The following is a 24,540-nucleotide window of genomic DNA, read 5'->3' on the forward strand; positions in this document are numbered from 1 at the left end:
AATGCTGCATATTGCTAGTAATATGTATTCATTAAGAGATTGTTACAAGCTTAATCCGCTTACATATTACCAGATTTAATTAGGCTTTGTGAGTCTGACGAGGCTTGTAAAACAAGTCAATACACACAAGGGAGGATATTTTGATCAGGACTATTCAGCAATCCCACTCATGACACCCAATCCTTAAATAAGGTAAAAAAAGAGCAGCTTGAATTATCTAGAACCCCAGATAAAAAATTGAAAATCAACGTATTTGGGCGAAAAAAAAGCTTGGTAGCGACTGCGAAGCGTCAATTGCTCAAAGCCCTCAATTTCCGTGATATCGCTGCTATTAATAGCTTAATTGTAAAGTGGCAAAGGATTCTGGGATCGGAAAAGTTAACCGATCTGATTGTTAATGAGGTAATAGTTGAATGCGACTCTGATAGCTACAGTTGGTTTTGTCAAATTTTTCTTGGACAAGCCCAATATGAAGAGATGGCAGAAAAAGCTCAAGGTAACGTCTTTCAAATTTTAGTGAGTAAAGGTTTGGAACCAGGCAAAGACTTTAGCTCTGCATCCGATCGCAGTCTTATTATAGGCGATCGCGCCAAGCAAGTTTTACTTACCCAAGTGCCACAGGAGCGTCAGACAGCATTTGAGTCCCAGTTAGAATCCTCATTAGTTTTAGATCCAGTTACCACCATCGAACAGCAGTTAGGGTGTGCATTTTTTACTAATTTAACTGAGATTGCCATCCAAGAAATGGAGTTACTGAGTAATTCTCAAGCGGCGGCTTATCTAGGAGTGCTGTTAGCTGGATTAGTATCGCGTCATCCTCAACTCCAGGATGCTGACTTTCCCACAAAATTTATTGTCAATGTTCTCCAAGGACTATCGCAAGAACGAGCAATAGCAATTTTGAACGATCCAGAGACAAATCCTCAGTTCGATGAAATGATTATTTTTGGGCAGTTATTAGCAGCAATGGGAGATCAAGAATATCACCGCATTGCTGAGGAAGAAGGTGGTATCAGTCTAAATCAACTTAAAAAACTTGATTTAGTTTGGTGTGGTGAACGTCGGCTTTCAGAGATGATAGCCATGATGGAAAAATGGGCATTCCCAAAATAGATAATCAGTAGTTTTACGCTGGCACGACAACTTTTTCACTACCAGCTAGTTCAAAAGCGGTATGAATGGCTTGCAAAGCTTTAACACCTTGCTCTTGTGCGACGACACAACTAATTTTAATTTCTGAGGTGGCAATCATTTGAATATTAATTTGGTGTTGGGCTAGCGCTTCAAACATTTTTGCAGCAACACCTGGTTGTCCTACCATACCCGCACCGACAATACTCACCTTAGCGATCGCACTATCTAAAACAACTTCACCCCATCCTAACTCTAACGCTACTTGAGTAAGCATGGTTTTGGCATTTTCCCCATCCATCCGCGAGACTGTAAAGGCAATATCTCGTCTGGGAACACCATCAATTACCCGGCAACGCTGAGATTGAATAATCATATCAACGCTGATATTATGCTGCGCTAATAATCCAAACAGCTTCGCCGCCATCCCTGGCCGATCTGGTAATTGGCGAATAGCAAGACGCGCTTGATTCAAATCTAAAGCAACACCGCGAACGGGGGGACAATTGGGCAGAGGCGCAGAGGGGCACAGGGGCAGAGGGGAATCTATGCACTCAATCTCCCCTGCTCCCTTGCTCCCCTGCCCCCCTGCCTCTATCTCAAAGGCGGCGCAAAGTGCAGTGACAGCGCGATCGCATTCGGTGGCATCGACTACGCAACTTACTTTCACTTCGCTGGTGGAAATCATCTGGATATTCACGCCTGCTTCGGCTAAGGTGGCGAACATTTTTGCAGCCACACCGGGACGGCCGATCATTCCCGCACCTGCGATACTGACTTTGGCAATGTTATGTTCTAGCATTACCTCGGCTTCGTCAGATTTGGGATTAGATGGATTTCTCAGTGCTGGGGCGATCGCTGCTGCTACTGCTTCCGCCCGTTTTAAAATTGGTGTGGTGACAGTAAAGGCAATGTCATTACTATTACCTTCATGAATTGACTGAATAATCAAATCTACGTCTACTTTTTGCCGAGAAATTTCGCCGAATAACCTTGCTGCTACGCCTGGTTTATCGGGTACGCGCAACAAAGCTACCTTTGCTTGGTCAGTGTCAAATTCTACAGCATCCACCGGACGGGCAATTTCGAGATTAATTAGCGATCGCCCTTGGGGTTTGGCTGATGTCACCCAAGTACCGGGGGCATCTGTCCAGCTAGACCTAACTACCAGGGGAACGCCATAGTTACGAGCAATTTCCACAGCGCGGGGATGCAACACTTTTGCACCCAAACTAGCTAGTTCCAACATTTCATCGCAGGTAATGTCATCCATCAACTGGGCTTCGGCAACTAAGCGAGGGTCTGTAGTTAGAATCCCTGGAACATCTGTATAAATTTCACAAAAATTAGCTCCTAATGCGGCTGCGATCGCCACTGCTGAGGTGTCAGAACCACCGCGCCCCAAAGTTGTAATTTCCATTTCTCCGGCGTTAGATGTGCCTTGAAACCCTGCTACAACAACTACTTTACCTGCATTAATGTGGCGAGTTAGGCGAGTAGTGTCAATATGCAAAATTCGAGCGCGGCTGTGTTCGGCTTCGGTAACAATTCCTACCTGAGCGCCAGTCATCGAAATTGCTGGTTGTCCAAGTTCTTGCAAAGCCATGCTGAGTAAGGCGATGGTTACTTGTTCGCCAGTAGAAAGCAGCATATCCATTTCCCGGCGGTTAGGATTGGAAGAAATTTCATTAGCTAGTTTGACGAGTCCATCGGTGGTTTTCCCCATTGCCGAAACCACTACTACCAGAGAGTTTCCAGCTTTGACAGTTTTATAAACACGCCCTGCAACAGCTTGAATGCGTTCCACTGAACCGACAGATGTACCACCGTATTTCTGAACTATGAGCGCCATAACTTTTATGCAATCAATTGTGTCTGTTTTGCTCAATGCCTCCGCCGGGTTAGGAAGCGTTGAAGATATTAATAGATATTTAGTGTACTAAAAATTGTGTATGTACCCAATCATAAGTTGATTATTCAAAAACTACATCTTCGTAAAGTGCTGCCATTGTTTCCTCAAAATCCACGCTGTTGAGTCGAAATGATTGATGTTCTGCTGTGTAAGATTGCAAAACCCACAGCCCTTGCTCATTGCGTCGAAAACACTCAACTCGCTGACGTTTGGTATTAATTAATATATACTCTTGCAGACTTTCTAGTGTTTGATAATCGGCAAATTTGTCGCCTCGGTCAAAGGCTTCTGTAGAATTAGATAAAACTTCGACAATTAAACAGGGAAATCTTTTATAACCTGGCGTTTCTCCGTCTCGTCGATCGCAAGTTACCATCACATCGGGATAATAAAAGCGATTCAGAGATTCAATTCGGGCTTTCATGTCAGCGATGTAAACTCGACTTCCAGAACCGCGTACATGATTACGGAGGAGAACGGCAAGGTTTCCAGCAACGGTAACATGTGGATCGAGTACTTCAGGCATTGCGTAGATGTAACCGTCTATATACTCATGCTTGATATTGCTCTGTTCCTCCATTTGCAGGTACTCTTGGGCGGTGAGGTAGTTTTGCTGGGGTGAGGCTATCATGTTGAAACTTCCAAGTTTGAGTAATGCTAATTTCTAGGGTAGCGTTTGCGATCGCTTGTAGATTTACACTTTAAACTAGAGCATAGACAGATTCTTCTTTAACCTCTTTACTCTGTGTCCTCTGCGTCTCTGTGGTTAAAAAATTACTTCGCACTGACGCAAAGCTACACAATAGGGGCAATTCATAAATTCCCCCTACCGGAAAATCAAGGTTTATTTATATATGTAATGAAAAATTCATTTACCAAAACAGCAGAATACCTCCGCCGAAATTTTCAAGAGTATTTGCGATCGCTAAATAATTGGTTTTTAGATACACCAGAAAGGTCACTCTTAGAAGCTCAACAAGCAGCCCAGAGAATTAAAAACATCGAAGTAGAACATTTTGGCGGCAAAAAAATCTCGCCAGAATCAGTAAATTATACTGAGAGTGTGATGTCTTACTGGCAAGGATACCTTGATAAAAATTTAACTATTATCAAAATCAGACTTGCAGAGTTCCGGCTTAGTCGGGGAATTGTCAATATCTCTAATTCTGCTTTATTGGAAAACTTAAAGATTATTGATGAAGTTGTAGAGAAATACGCTATTAAAGAGCAAATAATTAGTAACAGCGCTTTAGTATCCAATCCTCAATCACTACCAATTAATCAGAGTCAAATTAGCAAACAACCAGACTTATCTAATCTTAATCTTCTGCTTCTAAATCAACAAACTGGAGCTTTACCTGGGCCTGTTAGTAGAAGAATTGATAAAATTAAAAGAGAATTTTTTCCACAGACAGAAGAAGAGTTTGTCAAAAATCACCGAGCTTCTAAAAATAGGACAAAAATTGCTCTGAGATTTTTTATTGCTTTAATTATCATCCCTCTTTTGACTTATATTTTATCTAAAGAGTTATTAGTAATTCCCATATTAGAAAGGGTGAGAGGAGAGAATACATCTCAAATTTTCATCAATTCTGACATGGAAAAAGAAGCTCTCCATGAATTATCTAATTTTCAAGAAGTTTTAAGGTTTGAATATTTAATAAATAAATCATTACCACTTTCTTCAGAAGGAATACAAGAAAAACTAAAAGACAAAGCAGTTGAGCTAACTGAGGAATTCCGAATAAAAAGCAATAATGCTATTAGTAATGTTTTTGCTGATTTGATATCACTAATTTCTTTTAGTATATTTATTTTTTTGAGTAGAAAAGAAATTGTAGTTGTGAGATCTTTTATAGATAGTATTGTTTATGGACTAAGCGATAGTGCTAAAGCATTTTTAATTATTCTATTTACAGATATATTTGTAGGATTTCACTCACCGGAAGGCTGGGAAGTTCTTCTTGAAGGATTGGCAGAACATTTAGGTTTGCCAGCCACCAAAAATGCTATATTTTTGTTTATTGCCACATTTCCAGTTATTCTCAACACTATCTTTAAATACTGGATATTCCGTTATCTCAGTCGTTTATCTCCATCGGCATTAGCTACATTAAAAGAGATGGATGAGTAATTAATAACAGAAGTCATTTATTATTTGTCATTGGTCATTTGTCATTAGACTTATGTATACACGGTAGTCCCGCACGTGGAGAGGGGAGACAAGCTCGGATTTCTCACCACACCTCGAATGGAGGAGTAATGAGTAGTGAGTTATGAGTAATGAGTAGTGAGTTATGAGTTATGAGTAGTGAGTTATGAGTTATGAGTTATGAGTAGTGAGTTATGAGTTATGAGCGAATACTTCAATATCTTATTTCTTATTTCTTGTTTCTTACTCATTACTTCTTACTTCTTACTCATTACTTCTTACTTCTTACTTCTTACTCTTTACCAGTAGTGAGTAAGGAGTGCATAGTAAGAATGTACAAGTTCTTGCACGCTTTTTTACGCCTGTTGCTCTTTTACTTATTACTCATTACCCATTACTTATTACTCATCATCAAACGCCTGAAGCTTGGAGAAATGCGGTTCTTTGGATTTAACAAGTAATTAAGCGGACGCTATCATAAGTTAATTACAACAATTGTTGCAATCATTAAAACATTTCTTATACATGGAGAAGTAATTGTTGCAAAGTATGTAACAATTGCAGCAATTGCTTATACGTTTCTTGGAAATACTTAAACGTTTCTTATATATCAAGGGACAATTGTTGCAAACGCTTCAATTTTTGCAACTAGTCTTGAGGGTTAAGCGAGTTACAAGTGCTGATATCATCTAAAAAAATGTTTGCGGCAGATTTACCACCCGCGCTAACCTGCTACGATGTAGACACAAGTCTTAAAATTCAACCTATTGCTTGGTTTCTGACTCTAGCTTTGGACTGTTGCATCACTTTTCTCTAATTTCTGACTTCTTTAGGTGTTTTAGGCGGACACCAAAAGAGATTTTTACTAGACACCCCAAGAGATTCTAAAATTCCTCGCATTACTTCTGTGCAATACATCCAATGCCCTAAATCGTCATACATACGATCGGGATTAAACTCGACATTGTAGTGCAACACATTGGGAAGGTCTAAAAACTCATCATCGCTTTGGGGAGAAAGAAGCAAGAGATGAAATGGCTTCCCGTGGCATTGTTTTTCTAACTTGTTTACCAAATCGATCGCACCACCGCGATCGCTAATTCCTGTACGAACGAAAAGTACTTTGTCGCAGTGCTGCAATGCGTACCAAAATCTTTCAGAACGTGCTGTATAACGAACGCGCATCCGTTCATGGACAGGAGACATATCATTTATCGGATCGTCTGTCTCTTCAACTTCATGGGCAAAGGATAAACCCGACCACTTACTATGGTAAATTCTCCCTGCATCGGGGCTATAGTGCAGAAAGGCAGGATTCCACATATCATAAAAACCGTTTTCGATGGCATCCGCAACATCTGCAATATTAGTTGTGCGCGTTAAATCAAACGGAAAGGCGGGGCCATCGTACTCCATTTTATATAGCATCATGCGGACGGCACAGCGATCGCCAAGGGGAAGAATAGCCACCCGACTGATATCCGCTAATTTGCATTTGTATTGGAAAAACACCGCAGACTTAGGTGGTGCTTTCACCCGGCTTTCTAGCCCATCCTTGCCAATCATCATTGTCCGAAAGTGGGCATCGGGATAAAGCGGATCTTCATAGACACCTGAAGGCATGGCTTTAAGTGCGTTGCAAACCTCCGTCCACATCGGTTGAATGTTGTACTCGTTATCTGATTCGTTGATTATCCAGAGGTGGCGTTCGTCCGCTTGCAAAATCCCCAGATGCCCGTCATAGAATAAAACTTGCGAGTTGTTTGGCGAAAAAAGATTGAAGGCGGCGCTATATTCTAAGTCTGCACCAGGGGGGATATTTACTGTGGTTGCGATCGCACCGTCTTCTTGCACCGCGAAGAAGGGGAGTATCTCTGGTTTGACAGACTTTGCAATGTAAATACCTGGGATCAATCCTGCCCGACTTTGTAATGCAGTTTGCAATTCCTGCCAATAGAGAGCGATCGTGTAACTGTATTGTGATGAATTAACGATCCGTAAACGCTTCTCTTCGATACACACAGAGATATGAAAGCCAGCATTGTCAAAGTAGACGGGAAACTCATTCGGTTGCTGGAAACGCTGTTTTTCTTTTACTAATTCGTCTTTGTCGATGTCGAATAGGTGCTGGTCGATCTGCTCATACATCAGGCTGTGGCCGATAGTGTTTGGGTGAGCCGGATCGAAGGATATCCCCGCTTTCCATCGTCCTTGTCCATCATCTACGGCTGCCAACCAATCCAGTACAGTTACGTCCCAACTTAGCATCCGCTTATGTGTGTTTTGGAGCAACCAGTAATGTTCCAGGGAATAGTCGCCATTTGGATAGACACCGCCCAGGATCGGAATAGCCCCGATGTCCCGCGTCATTTTCACTAACTGCTGTAAGCCACTTTCAAACCGACGTTGTACTGCCCGCCGTTCGTGAGGGGGACAGTAGGCTAACCCCTCGTTGCCTAGAGATAAAGCAATAATCACGATATCCGGTTGTTCTGGGGTGACAACTGAAGGGAATCGAGCGATCGTTCTGCTGACATTCGCCCCCACTTCCGACACATTCAGTAGTTGATGCCCATATTTTTGCTGTAAAGCCTCTGCCAACAACCGAACCCAACCTTTCAAAAACCAGGCTTTATGACCTAATGCGACAGAACTGCCAATGACTACAATTTTGAGTCTCTCAGCCCCTTCTTCTACTCCCATCTTGACAGTTGATTTGTCAATGTATCCAAAGGGATAAGGTTGTAAATAACCAAATGCGCCATCATCCACAATAATCGTGTTGGAATCATCCTGAGAATCAATCGGTATCCATCGGTTTGTATCTAGTAAGCTCTCCCATTGGACGTTACCGTTGGCATCGAGGCGCACATATTTGTATTCAACTCTCTGACAATCGCCTGACTCTTGAATGTCAATATCTGTCCACCATAACGGATAGCGATCGCCACTTGTTCGCAGGTAGACACATTTTCTGATATCCCACAGTCCCAACTCTGGAGTAGAACCGATTAGACCGATGGATTCACCCGTTTGCGTGTATGCACTGATTTGGAATCGATACATAGAGTTTATCCTGCTTTAGTGAGTACGATACCAAACAGTCACGTAGCTTTGCTCCGAATTCAAAATTCAAAATTCAAAATTAATAATCCCCATAAATATAGTTGCTCTGTATCCTTTGCGTTTTCAGTCCGGGTGAAATATTTAAATCTACTTTGACAATATCACATAGAATTCTAAGGAATCCGGTATGAATCTTGTATAAGTATATTGAGGCTCTGATTTAGAACGCTCAAAGTTAACAGCAGTTAAGCTTTTCAAAAATTAAATGGGGTTTTATAGAAGATTTAATACTGATTAAATAGAATATATTGTATGAAAAGTCTCAGCACAACTAAGAACAAATCAACAAAAGGATAAGATTAAGTTAAATTTTTCCTTGAATGCTTTGCGCTTTGGAGCCAAGTAGGAATGTCTGCGATCGCAAGTGTCTTGCAAGGGATCAAAACAGCCGACACCCTTGAAGCTCATTAGGTGGAACAGATTTCCAAATCTAAAAATTGTTTCTTGAAAGATGAAATATCCCTCTCAAGTTAGAGATTGATTCTGTGCTGTGGTAGAGGATCTTTTGATTTTACTTCGCTATGCTAGTTAATAAACAAATTCTGAGATAAATCAGAAGTTCCCCCCTCTTTCCCCAATCCCTAGTTTATTTAATTAAGAGATCGATAACTCTTAAGATGATGTTAGTAGATAATTAGTTTTAAAAAAACGATACAAAATATGAATAAGAAGAACAAAGTTGATAGTACTAAAAATAATCCGATTCCGCAGACAGAAATTACCGAAAATGAGATGACTTCATCCTCTAGCGAACCCAAAGAGATAACTAAAACAATTGATATAGATGGTCAGCGTCCAGTCGATCCAAGTAATATTCAGATTAAGGAAACAATAAATATAGATGGTGAACGCCCAATTGCGAAAGCTGAAAATAATAGCAATCAAACAATTGATATAGACGGTGAACGCCCGATTGCTAAGAGCGCTTTTCAAAAGAATGAGATGCTAAATGTAGACGGCAAACGTCCAATTGACCCTAGTGATTTAGAGGTTGAGACTATTCTTGATATAGATGGTCAACGTCCAATCGCTAAGAGTAATCTTCAAGTTCAAGATACTCTAGATATGGATGGTAGCCGCCCAATAGTTTCAGATAACACTGTTGATTCAGACCTGACAACAGACTATGTAGACTAAAATCATTACCTGACTTAACACTGTAAAGTGGTGAAGAGCAAAGAAATGGATGGGCTAATCTACAAAGCCATGTTCTGTTACAATATGCCATACTGAAATATCGGGCTTGCCATAGTAAAAATATCTGAATCCAAGTTGATAATTTCACTAAAGTTAATATCGATTGCTAATTCGTAGTACTTGAGAAACTGCGATCGCATTCGATCTTTTTATTTTTGTGGGATTTTTTATTTTTGGGAAGTCCCTTAGAGCGATCGCTTCAAAATTAGCAGCAAACGCTACTCCCATAGGCTCTAACAATTTCCTTGACACATAATTTAACATTAGTCATGCACAACACAAGAGAATTTAGCCGTGTCACTGGACTGTTGATTGAAGATTAAGAGGTTGAGCAATGACATCTTTTGAATTCTTCTTCAAATAAAAATTCAGTATAATAAATAGTTAGTCTACGTCTTTTTAATTACATGAGTTTTGAGTCGAGTGAGATGAAAAGTGCGGAAGTACTGTTAGCGGAAAGCTAAGGTTTAGCCCGTGCTGAGTTAAAAGACCGCCCACACCATGCGCTGGTATCAACCAACTCCATACAAAAAGATTCCGCGCCACTTGCGGGCGGGGCTTTCATCATAGTGCGGAAGTACTGTTAGCGGAAAGCTAAGGTTTAGCCCGTAATCTTCTTGCTACTCATTACTCAGCAATCAGCACTTTTTATATGGCAAAGTTTCTAATTTACCTCATCCGTATCGCAAGGTCTGTATTAGTTTTTCAATTTTTTAGAGGAAAGGAAAATGAAGAAGTTCACGTGTTTGATTATTGTCGGAGTAGTACTGTCAATTAGTGCGCCGGCCTTTGCTGAAAGTCAAAGTCGTGCAGTTAATATCAATATTGGCAGTATTGGTGGTTCCTTAGATAATGCTGCTTTGCGAACAATTCGCCAAGTTATCGGGTTTGCGATCGCTACTAGTACCGTCGATAAATTCATTGTATATAGTCCCAGGGCCGGATCTCCTATTCCCATCGAAGGAGGTTTATCTGCTTGTGCTGAAGCTGGCTTCGGTATAAGCAATACAAAATTTAATGCTTTTATTCAGCAATTACGTTCAATTAATCCCAAGTCAGGGACTTTCTACAATGTAGAACTTACCGCAAGCTGCAAACAGGAATGAGAATGTTGTTTGCAGCTTGCGGTAGATCCTCTCATTTGTGTCAGCAGGCGATCGTTTAATCCTTGTTGATCCGATTAAGATTAAAGCATATTATTATGTCAACACCTTCAACTGGGCTATTCTTCAATACGGTTAATGCTTAACCTATCCCACATTTAAATTGAATGTTTTTACTGCTATCAGCCAAGGAATTGAGTTGAGTCAATCATTAGCAAAATATTCGCATACCTCTGAGCGAGGTATGCGAATATTTTGTGATTACTTAGCGATTGATTATCGGCTTTCTGGCAAAGTAAGCAAAGGTTTTTCCTATTGCCAACTTCATCTACTCCTGCTAACTGAACAGAAAGTAACATTTACATAGAAATAAATTGATGAGGATATGGGATAAAAAACGCCTCTTGTAAAGATGCGATTCTCCAAAGCTTAGGGTCTGCAATCTGGCTTAACTGCCGATGTATGCTATTGAGTGTTTCGGTATATTTTCAAAAACTAAATCGGAGTTTTATATGTCGGGTCAAAAGAAAGAGCCAACGGGATGTGGATGTTCAAATATTCCGATCTCTATAATCCTAATTATCTTAGGAGGTGGTTATTGGTGGTTTAGCCAGAAAGGATATCTAGAAATAAGCAAATTTTTAGATAATAGCAAGAAGATAAGTATACATATTTCTCAACCTGCTACAAGTGGTTATTCAACTAGTAGCCCAACTGCTTCTGCAACTCCGCTAGCTTCTTTGCCAAGCACTCCAAGTTTAGCTCCTAATAAAAAAACCTTACAGAAGATAATCCCAGAAGAAAAACCACCATTGTTTCAAACAGCTTGGGAGAAAAAAGTAATTAGAGGAATTTATTTAACTCGCTACCAAATTACCAATAATGCAGATGAACAAACAATTCGTAAAAGAGTTCGTTACTACCATTCTCAAGGAATTAATACAATTATTCATGGTGTTTGGGGTAATGGCTGTACGATGTATAATAGCGACGTAATGCAGCAAACTTTTGGGTATAAAAGTTGTCCTAACCAGTTTCAAGAGCAATGGTTAAATTGGTTGATAGATGAAGCACATAAGCAAGGAATGCAAGTTCATGCTTACTTTGAGAAAGGTATTAAAATAGATAAAAATAGCCCGGCTTTTGATTTTGCCATTAGTCGAAAATGGATTGTTCCAGGAGTAGATAAAACCTACTCTGGAATCGATCATTATGTACTTGATGTGGAAATTGCTGAAGTGGCTAATCTTTTTCAAAATATCTTAGTAGAGTTTGTCAAAAAATATCCTGATATTGATGCAGTTCAATGGGATGATTATCTAGGTTATTATGCTGAATTACCTGGAAAAGTTGACCGCACAGAAAATTTGACCAAATTTGTGCAACAGATGGTAACTTCTATGAAAAAAGCTAATCAATCGGTGAGTTTTGATATTTGCCATCATAACCCTTATTGGGCTAAAAAATATTTTGCGGCTGACTGGGAAAAATGGGGTGTAGATCGTGTATTTATTCAAGCTTATAATGATAGTAATTTTGCTGAGGAATTAAATTACGCTCAGAAATATGCTGGAGTTGCAATTACAGACCGGCAACTAAGTCGTTTAAAAGAATTGGCAGATAACCCAAAAATAAAAAGTATTTTAGTATTTCCGTTTTCGGGGAACCCAGAAAAAACAGCTTCTAGCTTAAAAACGTCGCTGTGATGTGGGAGCAAATCGGGAGCATCCACTTTTGGAAGATATACAAGTTCTAGGATATAACAACAGAGAAAACGGAGAAAATATGCGTCGGATGTGAGTGCGGAGAGTACGGCATCAAACCCTTGATAATAGTGCGTTACGAACTCCGTTCTCACACTCTCTACAATACTTAACTTCATTCAAAAATCAAATATTAATCCTATATTAAGCGAAATAAACTACTAACTACAATAAGCTAGACTGCTTAATCCAGGAGTATTTACTAAATCTGTATTGGCTATCCAACCATTGCCAGATAACTCTCCAGGGAAACTTCTGGAAAGGTTGATTTCTACCCAAATGTAATTTTCCGATTTGTATGACTTAACTACATTACCTGTAACTAAGTTCACATACACAATTGTATTTGGATAAAGTGTTGTAATAAAATCTCCTTTTATACTTGGTTGGCGACGTATAGTTTCAGTTTGTACAATTTGCCGACATACACTACCAATAGTAGGTTTAGTCCACAGGTTTTGAGCGTTATTATTTGTCTGACAAAATTTTAATACAGCAGTTTGAATAAACCCTGAAGTCGGAGATTTAATTCTGACAAATCTATCTCCACTAGTTGGTATATATGCTAAAGAAATATTTGTTTTTGCCGACAATATTCTGATAGCATTAGATGATGTTGAAGGTTCTTTGAAAATTGGAGTATCTACTTTAGTTGCACGACAACTCGACTGTGAAGAATTGGAGGGAATCTGTGTAATTTGAGCAACTATAGGTACACTTGGAGCTAGGGTAGCAATATTTACCAAAGTAAAAATATACAATAATTTCTGAAATTCCACTTTTTTTCCTTAATATCACTTACGAAAAACTGTACATTAGATTCGGAACTTATAACCTTTAACGTTAAAAGAGCCTAATAAACAGGAGTCAGGAGTCAGAATACAGGAGTCAGAATACTCCACTCATGAAGGGATGGAGTTTTAAGGCGAAAATATTTTATTTAATTCTTTTCGCCCCACTTGCAGGCGTTAGCGCGCAGTGGGGCGTTCGCGGTAGCGTCTCCAAGAGTTGCCCAGTTTTAAACCAATATAGCTATTGTTGAAATTTCAGAATTGACCGAGCAGGAGATTTGCGATCGCTTCCATTATTGAGCTTGCCACTTACACGACACCTTACAAGCCACGATGATTTATGTAACGCACGATCAAGTTGAAGCAATGACCCTTGCCGACAAAATTGTAGTGTTACAGGGTGGCATTACCGAACAAATGGGTTCCCCTTTGGAACTGTACCACCATCTCCGCAATATATAGCAAGGGACTGGGGACTAGGTACTGGGGACTGGGTGAAAAGTCTTTTTGCGTCTAAGTTTCATCATCTTGTTGATGTCCTAACCCGCATTTCTCACCAATGCTCAAAGCCTGTGATTGTTCAGGGGAGCAGGGAAGAGTTCAATTGCCAAGTTCAATCTCCTCCGCCCCTCTGCATTTCAAACTTGTGAGAAATGCGGGCTAACCACCAAGGCTTGTGCTACATATCAAAAATTACAACAATTACACGAGCTATTATCTCGTACCCTTTTTGTGAAGTATTAGCTAACTAATTTATGGAATGTTAAGTCTGCTAAATTCTTGGGAAACATTAGACTTATAAACCTTCTAGACATTTTAACTTGACACTATGACACTGGCAGCAATCCCCTACTCAAATTCATTGCCGCACCTCCCCGGTTATGCCATTGTTGAGCAACTCTATGCAAATTCTCAGACAATAGTTTATCGGGCAGTGGAGGAGTCAAGTCAGCGTCCAGTGGTGATTAAACTATTACACCAAGACCACCCCACCTTTAGCGAATTATTACAGTTTCGTAACCAGTATACAATTACCAAAAATCTCAACATTCCTGGCATAATTCATCCCTTAAGCCTAGAAGCCTATGGCAATAGCTATGCTTTGGTGATGGAAGACTTTGGCGGCATTTCCCTACGGACTTATACCCAAAATTATCCCTTGTCTTTAGGGGAAATCTTAGAAATTGCCCGACAAATTGCCGATATTCTCCATGATATCTGCCAGCATCGAGTCATCCACAAAGATATCAAACCCGCCAATATTCTGATTCATCCAGAATCGCAACAAGTCAAGCTAATTGACTTCAGTATTGCCTCCCTCCTCCCCCGCGAAACCCAGGAAATTCAAAATCCGAATATGTTGGAAGGAACCCTTGCCTATCTTTCGCCGGAGCAAACCGGACGAATGAATCGCGGTATTGATTACCGCAGTGATTTCTATGCTTTCGGGGTGACATTGTACGAACTTTTGACTGGACAATTACCGTTTCAATCCAACGATCCGATGGAGTTAATCCACTGTCATTTAGCTAAGATACCACTCGCCCCACACATCATTAATCCAGAAATCCCCGCGATCGCTTCAGAGATAGTATTAAAGTTGATGGCGAAAAATGCCGAAGATCGGTATCAGAGCGCCTTGGGTTTGAAATATGACTTAGAATGCTGTCTCAATCAATGGAAAGCAACGGGTAAAATAGAAACCTTTGTTCTGGGACAACGGGATGTGTGCGATCGCTTCATTATCCCTGAAAAACTCTATGGGCGAGAAACAGAAGTTGCAACTTTGCTCAAAGCTTTTGAGCGCGTCGCTAATGGCAGTTCAGAAATGATGCTAGTGGCTGGATTTTCCGGGATTGGTAAAACGGCGGCGATCAATGAAGTCCATAAACCAATTGTCAGACAACGCGGTTACTTCATCAAAGGCAAGTACGATCAGTTACAGCGCAATATTCCCTTCAGTGCCTTTGTGCAAGCCTTTCGTGATTTGATGGGACAACTCTTGAGTGAGAGTAATGTCCAGTTGGTGGCGTGGAAAGTGAAAATTTTGGCTACTGTGGGTGAAAACGGCAAAGCGATCGTTGATGTGATTCCTGAACTAGAGCGAATTATCGGTCAACAGCCGCCAGTCCCAGAACTATCTGGTAATGCTGCCCAAAATCGTTTCAATTTGCTCTTTCAGAAATTTATCCAGGTTTTCACCACCCCTGAGCATCCGCTGGTGATGTTTCTAGATGACTTGCAATGGGCAGATTCGGCTTCTTTGAACTTGCTGCAATTATTGATGAGTGAAGCCAATTCTGGATATTTACTAATTCTCGGTGCGTATCGAGATAATGAAGTATTTCCGGCTCATCCCTTGATGCTGATGCTGGAACAGATTCAGCAAGCCCAAGCTACCGTCAATACAATTACCCTGGAACCCTTGGTAGAAATAAAGGTGAATCAGTTGGTGGCAGACACATTGAGTTGTCCCACTAAACTGGCTCAACCCCTGACGCAATTGGTATACCAGAAAACCCAAGGAAATCCCTTTTTTACAACCCAGTTTCTCAAAGCACTGTATGAGGAGGGTTACATTCAGTTCCAGCCAGAAGTGGGTTCCTGGCAATGTGACTTGGCTTCGGTGCGGCAGTTGGCATTGACCGATGGAGTAGTAGAGTTCATGGCATTGCAATTGCAGAAACTTCCGGTGGAGACACAGGAGGTTTTGAAACTGGCGGCTTGTATTGGCAACCAATTTGATTTGAATACCTTGGCAATGGTCTCTGAAAAATCATTTATTGATATAGCGACCAATCTGTGGACGGCGTTACAAGAAGGGCTGATTCTCCCCATTAGTGAAACTTACAAGTTCTTCCAATCAAATAACTCAGACAACATCAATCGCGGTGGTGAGATTGCCGTTCCTTATAAATTTTTGCACGATCGCGTCCAACAAGCTGCCTACAGTCTGATTCCAGAAGATCAAAAACAGTCTACTCACTTCAAAATTGGGCAACAACTCTGGGCAAATACGCCTGAAGCAAAGCGGGAAGGGAAAATTTTTGAAATTGTCAATCAATTGAATTACGGTCTAAGATTGACATCTCAAAAAAGTTCTCCAGAATTGTTGAATGCACAAAATAGTGACGAAATCTCTAGGTTGCAAGAATTTGATCTAGCTCAACTGAACCTACAAGCAGGACAAAAAGCCAAGGCAGCAACCGCCTATGAAATGGCAAGTAAATACTTCACAGCAGGACTGGCAGCGCTCCCAGAAAACGGTTGGCAACATCATTACGATCTTACCCTTGCCCTTTATACAGAAGCGGCTGAAATTGAGTACTTGAGTGCCCATTTCGAGCAGGCAGAACGGCTTTCAGAAATTGTTCTTCAGCACGCCCAGGATTTGCTGCAAAAGGTGAAGATGTATGAAATTAAAATCTATTTCTACATTGCTCAGAATCAAATGCTGGCAGCGATCGACACTTCTTTGCAAGTGCTGAAGTTCTTGGGCGAACCTCTATTTACCGAACCCCCACGGGAGTTAGCGATCGAGGATTTAATTAACCTGCCAAAGGCGAGCGATCCGCACAAGTTAGCAGCGATGCGAATTGCGATCGCTATGGTAACTCCCAGCCTGAACGCTAAACCTGATATGCTACCACTGATTGCTTACACCCTAGTGAACTTATCGATTCAATTTGGCAACTCGGCATTTTCGGCATTTGGCTACACCTTTTATGGTCTGGTTTTATGTGGTACCTCAACCGGAATTGAAAGAGGTTATCGGTTTGGCAAATTAGGATTAAAAGTGCTAGAGCTATTTAACGACAGGAAATTGTATGCAAAAGTAGCTAATATTTTTGATGTGTTTGTGCGGCACTGGCGCGAACCCGCTCGCAAAACGATCGCTCCTTTACGTGAAGCTATTCAGGTTGGATTAGAAACGGGTGATGTGGAGTATGCCTGCTACAACGCTGCCTCCTACTGCAACTATATTTTCTTTGTCGGTGAAACACTTGAGCAGGTGAATCAGCAACAGCAAAAATACATCGATCTGTTGTTTAAATTCAAACAAGAATATCAAATTTATTTCGGGCAGATTTGTCGTCAGTTGGTGTTAAATTTGATGGGAGCAGCAGAAGATCCCTTAATACTTGTTGGGGAGACTTTCGATGAGCAAAAAATGCTGCCGATTTTAATTGAAACTGAAAACGGAACTCTCCTGTTCCTGCTCCATTTAGCAAAGACCATTCTGCTGTTCATCTTTAAGGACTATCAGCAGGCACTCATCCATGCTCAAGAAGCCGAAAAATACCGGGAAAATATGGTTGGCTTCTTGCAGTTTGCCGAACATAATTTCTACTACTCCCTGGTTCTTTTGGCTACCTGTTCAAATGCTAATCAGGCAGAGCAACAATTAGCACTAGAAAAAGTTGCAGAAAACCAAAAATTGATGAGTCAGTGGGCGTTCCATGCTCCCGCCAATCATCAACACAAATACGATTTGATTGAAGCAGAGCGGGCGAAAGTTTTGGGTCATTTAGACGCAATCACCTACTATGATAAAGCCATTCAGGGGGCAAAAGAAAACGGCTATATCCAAGAAGAAGCACTTAGCAATGAGCTAGCTGCCAAATTCTACCTTGATTGGGGCAAAGAGAAGCTGGCCGCAGACTATGTGCAACAAGCTTACTACTGCTACGCCCATTGGGGTGCAACGGCGAAAATTGTCCATTTAGAACAAGAATATCCGCAATTACTAACAGTCATTCTCCAATCGGCTAATCTTGCCATCACATCTGCGACAACCATCCCCTTAACTTTGATGAAAGGTGTAACTAAAAGCTCTAGTAACCAAAATGTATGGTTAGATTTCCAAGCGGTGATGAAAGCTGCACAAGCCATCTCTGAAGAAATTGAATTAGAGAAACTATTGGCAACCTTAATGCAAATTACGATCGCCAATGCTGGCGCACAAATCGGTCATTTAGTTCTACACCAAGATGAACAATGGTTAGTTGTAGCTCAAGCCGATCGAGAACGAGTGAAAACCTTACAAATTCCCTTGGAGCAATACCGAGAAATTCCCCAAAGTTTAGTTTATGCAGTGGCACGAACTCAAGAGACGGCTGTGTTTGAAAACTTAAGTGCAGCAGGGCGATTTCCAGGCGATCGCTACATCATAACTCACCAGCCAAAATCGGTTTTGTGTACGCCAATTAGCCGGCAAGGAAAACTCATCGGTATTTTGTACCTAGAGAATAACTTAATTTTAGGCGCTTTTAGTAGCGATCGCATCGAGATTCTCCAACTCCTAACTAGCCAAGCCGCCATCTCTGTAGAAAATGCCCGTTTGTATCAACAAACCGAAAACTATTCTCAAACCCTAAAAGCAGAAGTAGAACACAAAACCCAAGCTCTCAACCAAAAAGCCCAAGATTTAGAGCAAACCTTGAAAAAATTGCAACAAACTCAAGGGCAATTAATCCACAGTGAGAAAATGTCATCCCTCGGTCAATTGGTAGCTGGTATTGCTCACGAAATTAACAATCCCGTTAATTTTATCAAGGGTAATCTCACCCATACAGAAAATTATATTGCAGACATGATGAGTTTGCTGATGCTTTATCAGCAAGAATATCTCCAACCTAGTCCAGCCATTCAAGCCAAGTGGGAGGAAATTGACCTCGATTTTCTGTTTGAGGATGTCAATCGAATCTTACAATCTATGAAGGTAGGTAGCGATCGCATTAGCCAGATTGTCCAAAATTTACGCAACTTTGCTCGCTTAGATGAAGCCGAAATCAAAGCTGTAGATTTACACACTGGTATTGAAAGCACACTGTTAATTTTACAACATCGCTTGCCAGGTTCTGAAAATCAACCCGAAGTGCGCGTCATCAAGGAGTATGGTAATCTACCTTTGGTGACTTGTTATCCTAGTCAGTTAAATCAAGTCTTCCTGAATATTATTAACAATGCCATTGATGCGATTCGAGATAATCCCCACAGCGAAAACCCAGAAATTCGGATTCGTACTGGAGTCATAGATCGTGAATGGTTACGAATTGCGATCGCTAATACAAATAGTACAATTCCTGTGAGTCTGCAAGAACGGATTTTTGAACCGTTCTTCACGACAAAACCCATTGGTCGCGGTCAAGGTTTGGGGTTATTTGTCTGCTATTCCATTATCCAACAACATCGTGGCACTTTAACTGTGCGTTCTCAGCCCACCGAGGGAACTGAATTTGAGATTGTTCTCCCTATTTGTTGAACAATTCTCATCAGATGCTTTACCCAAGCAGTATTGAAACCTCACCCTCAATCCCTCTCCGATACTTTGGAAAGGGAAGCCGGAGGCAGGGTGAGGTTTTATATTTAGGGGTTGCTGAAAATATACGTAGGATCTGAGCGCGGAGAGTACGGCATCAAACCCATGTTGAAGAAGAATTCAGAAGTCAGAATTCAGGAGTCAGAATTCAGGAGTCAGAATCAAGACGCTCGCAGGCTCGCTAACGCTGCGCTATCAGTCGGAGATTCAGATCGGCGCAGGAATTGAAGACCACCAAATCGTAGATTTGGAGGGAGGCTATATTTTATTTAAAGTTTTCTAATACATATTTTTGACAAGTTTGGTGGGCAATTTCTAAATCACTACCATTTTCCGGATTTTGAAAAATGGGATGATAATGTAACCTGTTGCAGCAAACTTTCAACCACTCTTCCCACCCACAGCACCACAAGCGCACTGTTCCATCAAAACTACCACTGGCAATCAGTTTACCATCAGGGCTAAAAGCTGCGGAATTTACCCAATACTTATGTCCGCGCCAAGGTTGACCGATAGGGTTGCCGTGAATATCCCACAAGCGGATTGTAAAATCATTGCTGGCACTGATACAGAATTTCCCATCTGGGCTAAAAGCGACAGAATTAACTTCTTTTTCATGTCCGCGCCAAGGTTGACCGATAGGGTTGCCGTCGATATCCCACAAGCGGACTGTAGAATCATTGCTGGCACTGATACAGCATTTCCCATCTGGGCTAAAGGCGACAGAATTGACCCAATTCTCATATTTGCGCTGCGATCGCCCGATGACCCGATCTTGTAATATTTGATCTAGCTCCCACAAACGCACAGTTTGATCGCCACCACTGACAATTACCTTGCTATCGGGACTAAAAGCTAGGGAATTAACTTGTCCTTGATGTCCCCGCCAAGGTTGAGTGATGGGGTTGCCATTAATATCCCACAAGCGTATTGTGCGATCGCAGCTACCACTAACAATAAACTTACCATCAGGGCTAAACGCTACAGAATTTACATGGCCTTCATGCCCGCGCCAAGGTTGACCGATGGGATTACCTTGTATGTCCCACAACCGCACTGTAGAATCACTACTGCCACTGACAATAAACTTGCTATCAGGGCTAAAGGCGACGCAAATAATTTTTGCTTCATGTTCGTGCCACCTTTGAGTAATGAGATTACCTTCTAGATCCCACAAACACACCGTTCCGTCAAAACCAACAGTGATAATGCGTTCGCCATTTGGGTTAAAGGTGACGGAAATAACTCCTTCCTTATGTCTGCGCCAGGGTTGAGTAATGGCGTTACCTTCTAGATCCCACAAACACACCGTTCCGTCAAAATCAACGCTGACAATGCGTACCCCTCCGGGGTTGGCGTAGCCATTGCCATTTGAGATAAAGGCAACGGAAATAATTCCTTCCTCATGTGCCTGCCAGGGTTGAGTAATGAGATTACCTTGTAGATCCCATAAACACAAAATTCCGTCAATACTGCCACTGGCAAGAAAATTGCCATCAGGACTAAAGGCTACACAATTCACTTCTTGCTCGTGTCCACACAAAAATTGAGCAGTAGGATTGCCAATGATATTCCACAAGCACACCGTAGAATCACTACTCCCACTGGCAAGAAAATTGCCATCAGGACTAAAGGCTACACAATTCACCTCTTGCTCGTGTCCGCGCAAGTTATTTGCCTCTGTGGGTGTATTCATTGCTTCCTTTAAGCTTCCCAAAACAGGAGCTAGAAGCTGGTTTGGGTATTTCTCTAAATTCTCACCCATTGTTTGAATTGCCAACACCAAACCCTCTAGCGGTTGGACAGGAAGTAAATTCAAAACCCTGGCGGATTGCTCGCGCAGTTTTAATTCAGTCAGTGCAAGGTTTAATTCTTGAATCTCTTGTTCCTTTTCTTCCAAATGCCAATCGTGCCATCCAACACTAGTATTAATAAATTGATTAGCTTGTTCGCTTAAATAACCAAACGTTTGCTCTTTTAGTTCTTTATAAGTCTTTATCTTCAGAACGCGACTAGCAATATTTTCTCTTTCCCACAGTAAATTCAGGGTGTATTGCAGAAGTGGTAGGGAATCATCTTGTTGGTGAAAATCATGAATAATTTGCTCAACTAGTCCTTGTTCAAAGGTAACGCCATTTCTAGCAGCAGGTTCAGCGATCGCTAACTTTAATTCGCGATCGCTCATTCTAGTGAGTATGGAACTATAGCGATCATAGATCCTCGCAAGTTGGGGATACTCACTCAATCTATCTACAAAATTAGATTGCATTGTTAAAACAATTTTGACTGAGCTATCCTGCTGCTGAAGTAGTTGAAAGAGACTAGCAAGAAATTTGTCACGTTCTGGCTTTGGAATTTTCGTAAACAGTTCCTCAAATTGGTCAATAAAAACGAGAATAGACTGAGAATATTCTTTGAGTAGTGTGACAACTTGAAGTAGAGTATTTTCTCTTGGTTTTAGAGCGATATCTGCTATTTTTGATTGTTTGCCGTAGGTAAGGAATAGACTTTTATGAAGAGATTTAAAAGGATTTTCATCTGGCTGAAAAGTTAAATTAGTCAATAAAACTTTATGATCTTCTAAATAAGGAATTAAACCTGCCCGAATCAACGATGATTTGCCACTGCCTGATGCTCCTAAAAGCAAGATTACATTATCTTGTTTTAAGCGATCGCACAGATTAGCAATCCACTTCTCCCGACCAAAAAATTTGTCTTTATCTTTGATTCCAAAATTTTTAATTCCTATGTAAGGAGAGTCTATTTTGAGTGGGTAAAGATGAATATCCTCAGAATTACTATCAGAAAAGAAGTTGGATTCAGAAATACTTTGGACATCATACCCAATATTTATATTACCTTTAGAACTGTTAACCATCTATATCTCCTTACCTTTGGACATCTTTGGCTAAATCTTTTCCTTAGTTATAGTTCCTCGGCTAATCTTTGTAAGTATCTCAACAAAATTAATTACACATCCTCTTGTGAAGCTTTCCCTGTCCCCGCCGTATATAGAAGTTTTCTAAATCCCATCTGGAAAAAATTAAGATTTGAAATGCCTTTATTCAGCAAAATTACTTAAGTAACTTTAAAAAATATGTAGTAACTTTATCCTAAAAGGCCATAGATGGCAAACGAAATGGAACTTTTTGATAACCTACACCTTGCTATGTTTAGCGGCAAAGGTGGAGTCGGAAAAACAACAATCTCCTGCACCTTTGCATATCGTTGGGCGCAGAAATTTAGCAATGAGCAAATTCTTTTAATCTCAACCGATCCGGCTCACTCTCTTGGAGATGTCTTACAAGTTAGCGTTGATGACATTCCTCGTCCCATCGCGGAACTACCTAATTTACTAGTAAGGGCCCTGGATGCAAAGCTTCTGCTACAAGACTTTAAAGAACGTCATGGTCAGGTACTAGAACTGCTAGTAGAGCGGGGTAGTTTTGTTGAGGGACAAGACTTGCTTCCAGTTTGGGATTTAAATTGGCCTGGACTGGACGAGTTGATGGGCTTGTTAGAGATCCAACGTCTTTTTAACGAGCAGCGGGTAGATCGAGTAGTAGTGGATATGGCTCCTAGCGGTCATACTCTCAACTTGTTTGGATTGATGGACTTTTTAGACACTTTCCTGCACTCTCTGGAACTGTTTCAAGAAAAGCATCGGTTTATTAGCAAGACCTTTGCTGGGAGTTACACACCCGATCGCGCTGACGACTTTTTGCATACCCTGAAAGCTGAACTGTCGCAAGGTCGCCGTCTCCTTCAAGATCCTAAGCATACAGCTTGTTTGTTAGTTGCGATCGCCGAACCAATGAGTTGGTTGGAGTCAAAACGATTTCTAGAAGCCTTAGAAACTATGCAGGTTCCTTGCGGAGGCTTGTTTGTCAACCAAGTTCTTGCCAGTGCGACTGACCCAGATCGTTACCAAGAACAACAACCACTGATCTCTCAGTATACGGATCTTGCTAACGGCAAACCGATTTTTATCGTGCCACAGCAAGATCAGGAGCCTTTAGGGATTGTAGCCCTCAGCCATCTGATCGACCAAATCCATGTTCCTCAGCTGGAACCGCCATCTCCTATCGATCTACTCCCAGTTCAATGGCCTGAAACAATTCCTCCTAGCTTTGGAGATTTTCTCACCCAAGGTCGTCGCCTGTTACTAATTGGCGGTAAAGGTGGAGTAGGCAAGACCACAGTAGCAGCTGCCATTGGTTGGGCTATGGCTCAAAAACATCCCGATCGCAAAATTCGTATGGTTTCCATCGATCCTGCTCACTCCTTGGGTGATGCCTTTGGTTTGAGTTTAGGACACGAACCGTATCAAATAACTGCTAATCTTCGAGGTCAGGAAGTGGATAGCGATCGCATTGTCGATCAATTCAGAGCCGATTACCTATGGGAACTGGCCGAAATGATGAGTGGCGAAACCCAAACAAGCGAAACTATTGAAATGGCTTATGCTCCTGCTGCTTGGCGCAAAATAGTCGGTCAAGCTTTACCAGGGATTGATGAAATGCTTTCTCTGTTAACAGTAATGGAATTGCTAGAGCAACAAGAAGAAGACTTGATTATTTTAGACACTGCTCCTACAGGTCATCTTCTGCGTTTTCTAGAAATGCCAACTGCACTAGCAGATTGGCTAGCTTGGATTTTCAAACTCTGGATCAAGTATCAAAATGTTCTTGGTCGTACAGAATTTATGGGACGTTTACGAACTTTGCGACAGCGCGTAGTCAAAGCCCAAAAAGTGCTAAAAGACCCACAACAAACAGAGTTCATTGGGGTTACACTTAACCAGACTAGTGTACTTGCCGAACAACAGCGCCTGTTCAAATCTATGCAAGAAATAGGTGTGAGTCAGAATTACCTTGTTCTAAACCGCTTTAATTCTACAGCAACCATTAATTGCGATTTTCCCGGTTTGACAATGGTTCGCTTACCAATGCTTCCTCGCTCAGTTCAGCCTTTAGAACGCATCCAAGCAGCAGCCGGCTGTTTATTTTAACAGCTAATTAGACTAAATACTTTCATACCCAA

Annotated in this window: 14 protein-coding genes; 8 read left to right on the plus strand and 6 right to left on the minus strand. The window is 41.2% G+C overall.

The window, feature by feature from the left end:
- The first annotated feature begins 237 nt into the window (after window positions 1–237).
- Window positions 238–1,113 (plus strand): hypothetical protein, encoded by an 876-nt coding sequence (locus tag RMZ41_RS10595; RefSeq protein WP_322641372.1) that lies wholly within the window; start codon window positions 238–240, stop codon window positions 1,111–1,113.
- A 13-nt stretch (window positions 1,114–1,126) separates the two neighbouring features.
- On the opposite strand, the gene RMZ41_RS10600 is transcribed toward RMZ41_RS10595, so the two are convergent.
- Complete coding sequence (locus RMZ41_RS10600; protein WP_322641371.1) at window positions 1,127–2,983, minus strand: aspartate kinase; 1,857 nt, start codon at window positions 2,981–2,983, stop codon at window positions 1,127–1,129.
- Between the two features lie 121 nt (window positions 2,984–3,104).
- Complete coding sequence (locus RMZ41_RS10605) at window positions 3,105–3,674, minus strand: Uma2 family endonuclease (protein ID WP_322641370.1); 570 nt, start codon at window positions 3,672–3,674, stop codon at window positions 3,105–3,107.
- Between the two features lie 228 nt (window positions 3,675–3,902).
- On the opposite strand from RMZ41_RS10605, the gene RMZ41_RS10610 reads away from it, so the two are divergent.
- Complete coding sequence (locus RMZ41_RS10610; protein WP_322641369.1) at window positions 3,903–5,177, plus strand: proton extrusion protein PcxA; 1,275 nt, start codon at window positions 3,903–3,905, stop codon at window positions 5,175–5,177.
- A gap of 831 nt (window positions 5,178–6,008) precedes the next feature.
- Here RMZ41_RS10610 and RMZ41_RS10615 read toward each other — a convergent pair.
- Window positions 6,009–8,261 carry a DUF1796 family putative cysteine peptidase gene (locus RMZ41_RS10615; protein WP_322641368.1) on the minus strand — a complete coding sequence of 751 codons (2,253 nt, stop codon included), beginning with the start codon at window positions 8,259–8,261 and terminating at the stop codon, window positions 6,009–6,011.
- 720 nt (window positions 8,262–8,981) lie between these two features.
- Here RMZ41_RS10615 and RMZ41_RS10620 point away from each other — a divergent pair.
- Window positions 8,982–9,458: a hypothetical protein gene (locus RMZ41_RS10620; protein ID WP_322641367.1), complete on the plus strand. Its 477-nt coding sequence runs from the start codon at window positions 8,982–8,984 to the stop codon at window positions 9,456–9,458.
- A 153-nt stretch (window positions 9,459–9,611) separates the two neighbouring features.
- On the opposite strand, the gene RMZ41_RS10625 is transcribed toward RMZ41_RS10620, so the two are convergent.
- On the minus strand, window positions 9,612–9,746 hold the full coding sequence (locus RMZ41_RS10625; protein ID WP_322641366.1) for a hypothetical protein: 135 nt from the start codon (window positions 9,744–9,746) through the stop codon (window positions 9,612–9,614).
- Window positions 9,747–10,246: 500 nt separating this feature from the next.
- On the opposite strand from RMZ41_RS10625, the gene RMZ41_RS10630 reads away from it, so the two are divergent.
- Complete coding sequence (locus tag RMZ41_RS10630; protein ID WP_322641365.1) at window positions 10,247–10,624, plus strand: hypothetical protein; 378 nt, start codon at window positions 10,247–10,249, stop codon at window positions 10,622–10,624.
- Between the two features lie 509 nt (window positions 10,625–11,133).
- A complete protein-coding gene (locus RMZ41_RS10635) occupies window positions 11,134–12,327 on the plus strand; it encodes a family 10 glycosylhydrolase (protein WP_322641364.1) in 1,194 nt (397 codons plus the stop codon).
- Window positions 12,328–12,545: 218 nt separating this feature from the next.
- Here the strand turns inward: RMZ41_RS10635 and RMZ41_RS10640 are convergent, their stop codons facing one another.
- Window positions 12,546–13,163 carry a hypothetical protein gene (locus tag RMZ41_RS10640; RefSeq protein ID WP_322641363.1) on the minus strand — a complete coding sequence of 206 codons (618 nt, stop codon included), beginning with the start codon at window positions 13,161–13,163 and terminating at the stop codon, window positions 12,546–12,548.
- A gap of 345 nt (window positions 13,164–13,508) precedes the next feature.
- On the opposite strand from RMZ41_RS10640, the gene RMZ41_RS10645 reads away from it, so the two are divergent.
- Entirely contained in the window at window positions 13,509–13,637 is a 129-nt protein-coding gene (locus tag RMZ41_RS10645) for a hypothetical protein (RefSeq protein ID WP_409875096.1), read from the plus strand.
- Window positions 13,638–14,004: 367 nt separating this feature from the next.
- Window positions 14,005–19,440: an AAA family ATPase gene (locus RMZ41_RS10650; RefSeq protein ID WP_322641362.1), complete on the plus strand. Its 5,436-nt coding sequence runs from the start codon at window positions 14,005–14,007 to the stop codon at window positions 19,438–19,440.
- A 322-nt stretch (window positions 19,441–19,762) separates the two neighbouring features.
- Here RMZ41_RS10650 and RMZ41_RS10655 read toward each other — a convergent pair whose 3' ends face one another.
- Entirely contained in the window at window positions 19,763–22,375 is a 2,613-nt protein-coding gene (locus RMZ41_RS10655) for a hypothetical protein (protein ID WP_322734389.1), read from the minus strand.
- A 249-nt stretch (window positions 22,376–22,624) separates the two neighbouring features.
- Here RMZ41_RS10655 and RMZ41_RS10660 point away from each other — a divergent pair, with 249 nt between their 5' ends.
- A complete protein-coding gene (locus tag RMZ41_RS10660) occupies window positions 22,625–24,508 on the plus strand; it encodes an ArsA family ATPase (RefSeq protein WP_322734388.1) in 1,884 nt (627 codons plus the stop codon).
- Window positions 24,509–24,540: the final 32 nt, after the last annotated feature.

It is taken from the genome of Nostoc sp. DedVER02 (assembly GCF_034530675.2).
Classification (GTDB): domain Bacteria; phylum Cyanobacteriota; class Cyanobacteriia; order Cyanobacteriales; family Nostocaceae; genus Nostoc.

Coding starts and splice junctions, on each gene's coding strand:
- RMZ41_RS10600 (WP_322641371.1), bottom strand. CDS start 2,983: ATGGCGCTCATAGTTCAGAAATACGGTGGTACATCTGTCGGTTCAGTG.
- RMZ41_RS10605 (WP_322641370.1), bottom strand. CDS start 3,674: ATGATAGCCTCACCCCAGCAAAACTACCTCACCGCCCAAGAGTACCTG.
- RMZ41_RS10610 (WP_322641369.1), top strand. CDS start 3,903: ATGAAAAATTCATTTACCAAAACAGCAGAATACCTCCGCCGAAATTTT.
- RMZ41_RS10615 (WP_322641368.1), bottom strand. CDS start 8,261: ATGTATCGATTCCAAATCAGTGCATACACGCAAACGGGTGAATCCATC.
- RMZ41_RS10620 (WP_322641367.1), top strand. CDS start 8,982: ATGAATAAGAAGAACAAAGTTGATAGTACTAAAAATAATCCGATTCCG.
- RMZ41_RS10625 (WP_322641366.1), bottom strand. CDS start 9,746: ATGGGAGTAGCGTTTGCTGCTAATTTTGAAGCGATCGCTCTAAGGGAC.
- RMZ41_RS10630 (WP_322641365.1), top strand. CDS start 10,247: ATGAAGAAGTTCACGTGTTTGATTATTGTCGGAGTAGTACTGTCAATT.
- RMZ41_RS10635 (WP_322641364.1), top strand. CDS start 11,134: ATGTCGGGTCAAAAGAAAGAGCCAACGGGATGTGGATGTTCAAATATT.
- RMZ41_RS10645 (WP_409875096.1), top strand. CDS start 13,509: ATGATTTATGTAACGCACGATCAAGTTGAAGCAATGACCCTTGCCGAC.
- RMZ41_RS10650 (WP_322641362.1), top strand. CDS start 14,005: ATGACACTGGCAGCAATCCCCTACTCAAATTCATTGCCGCACCTCCCC.
- RMZ41_RS10655 (WP_322734389.1), bottom strand. CDS start 22,375: ATGGTTAACAGTTCTAAAGGTAATATAAATATTGGGTATGATGTCCAA.
- RMZ41_RS10660 (WP_322734388.1), top strand. CDS start 22,625: ATGGCAAACGAAATGGAACTTTTTGATAACCTACACCTTGCTATGTTT.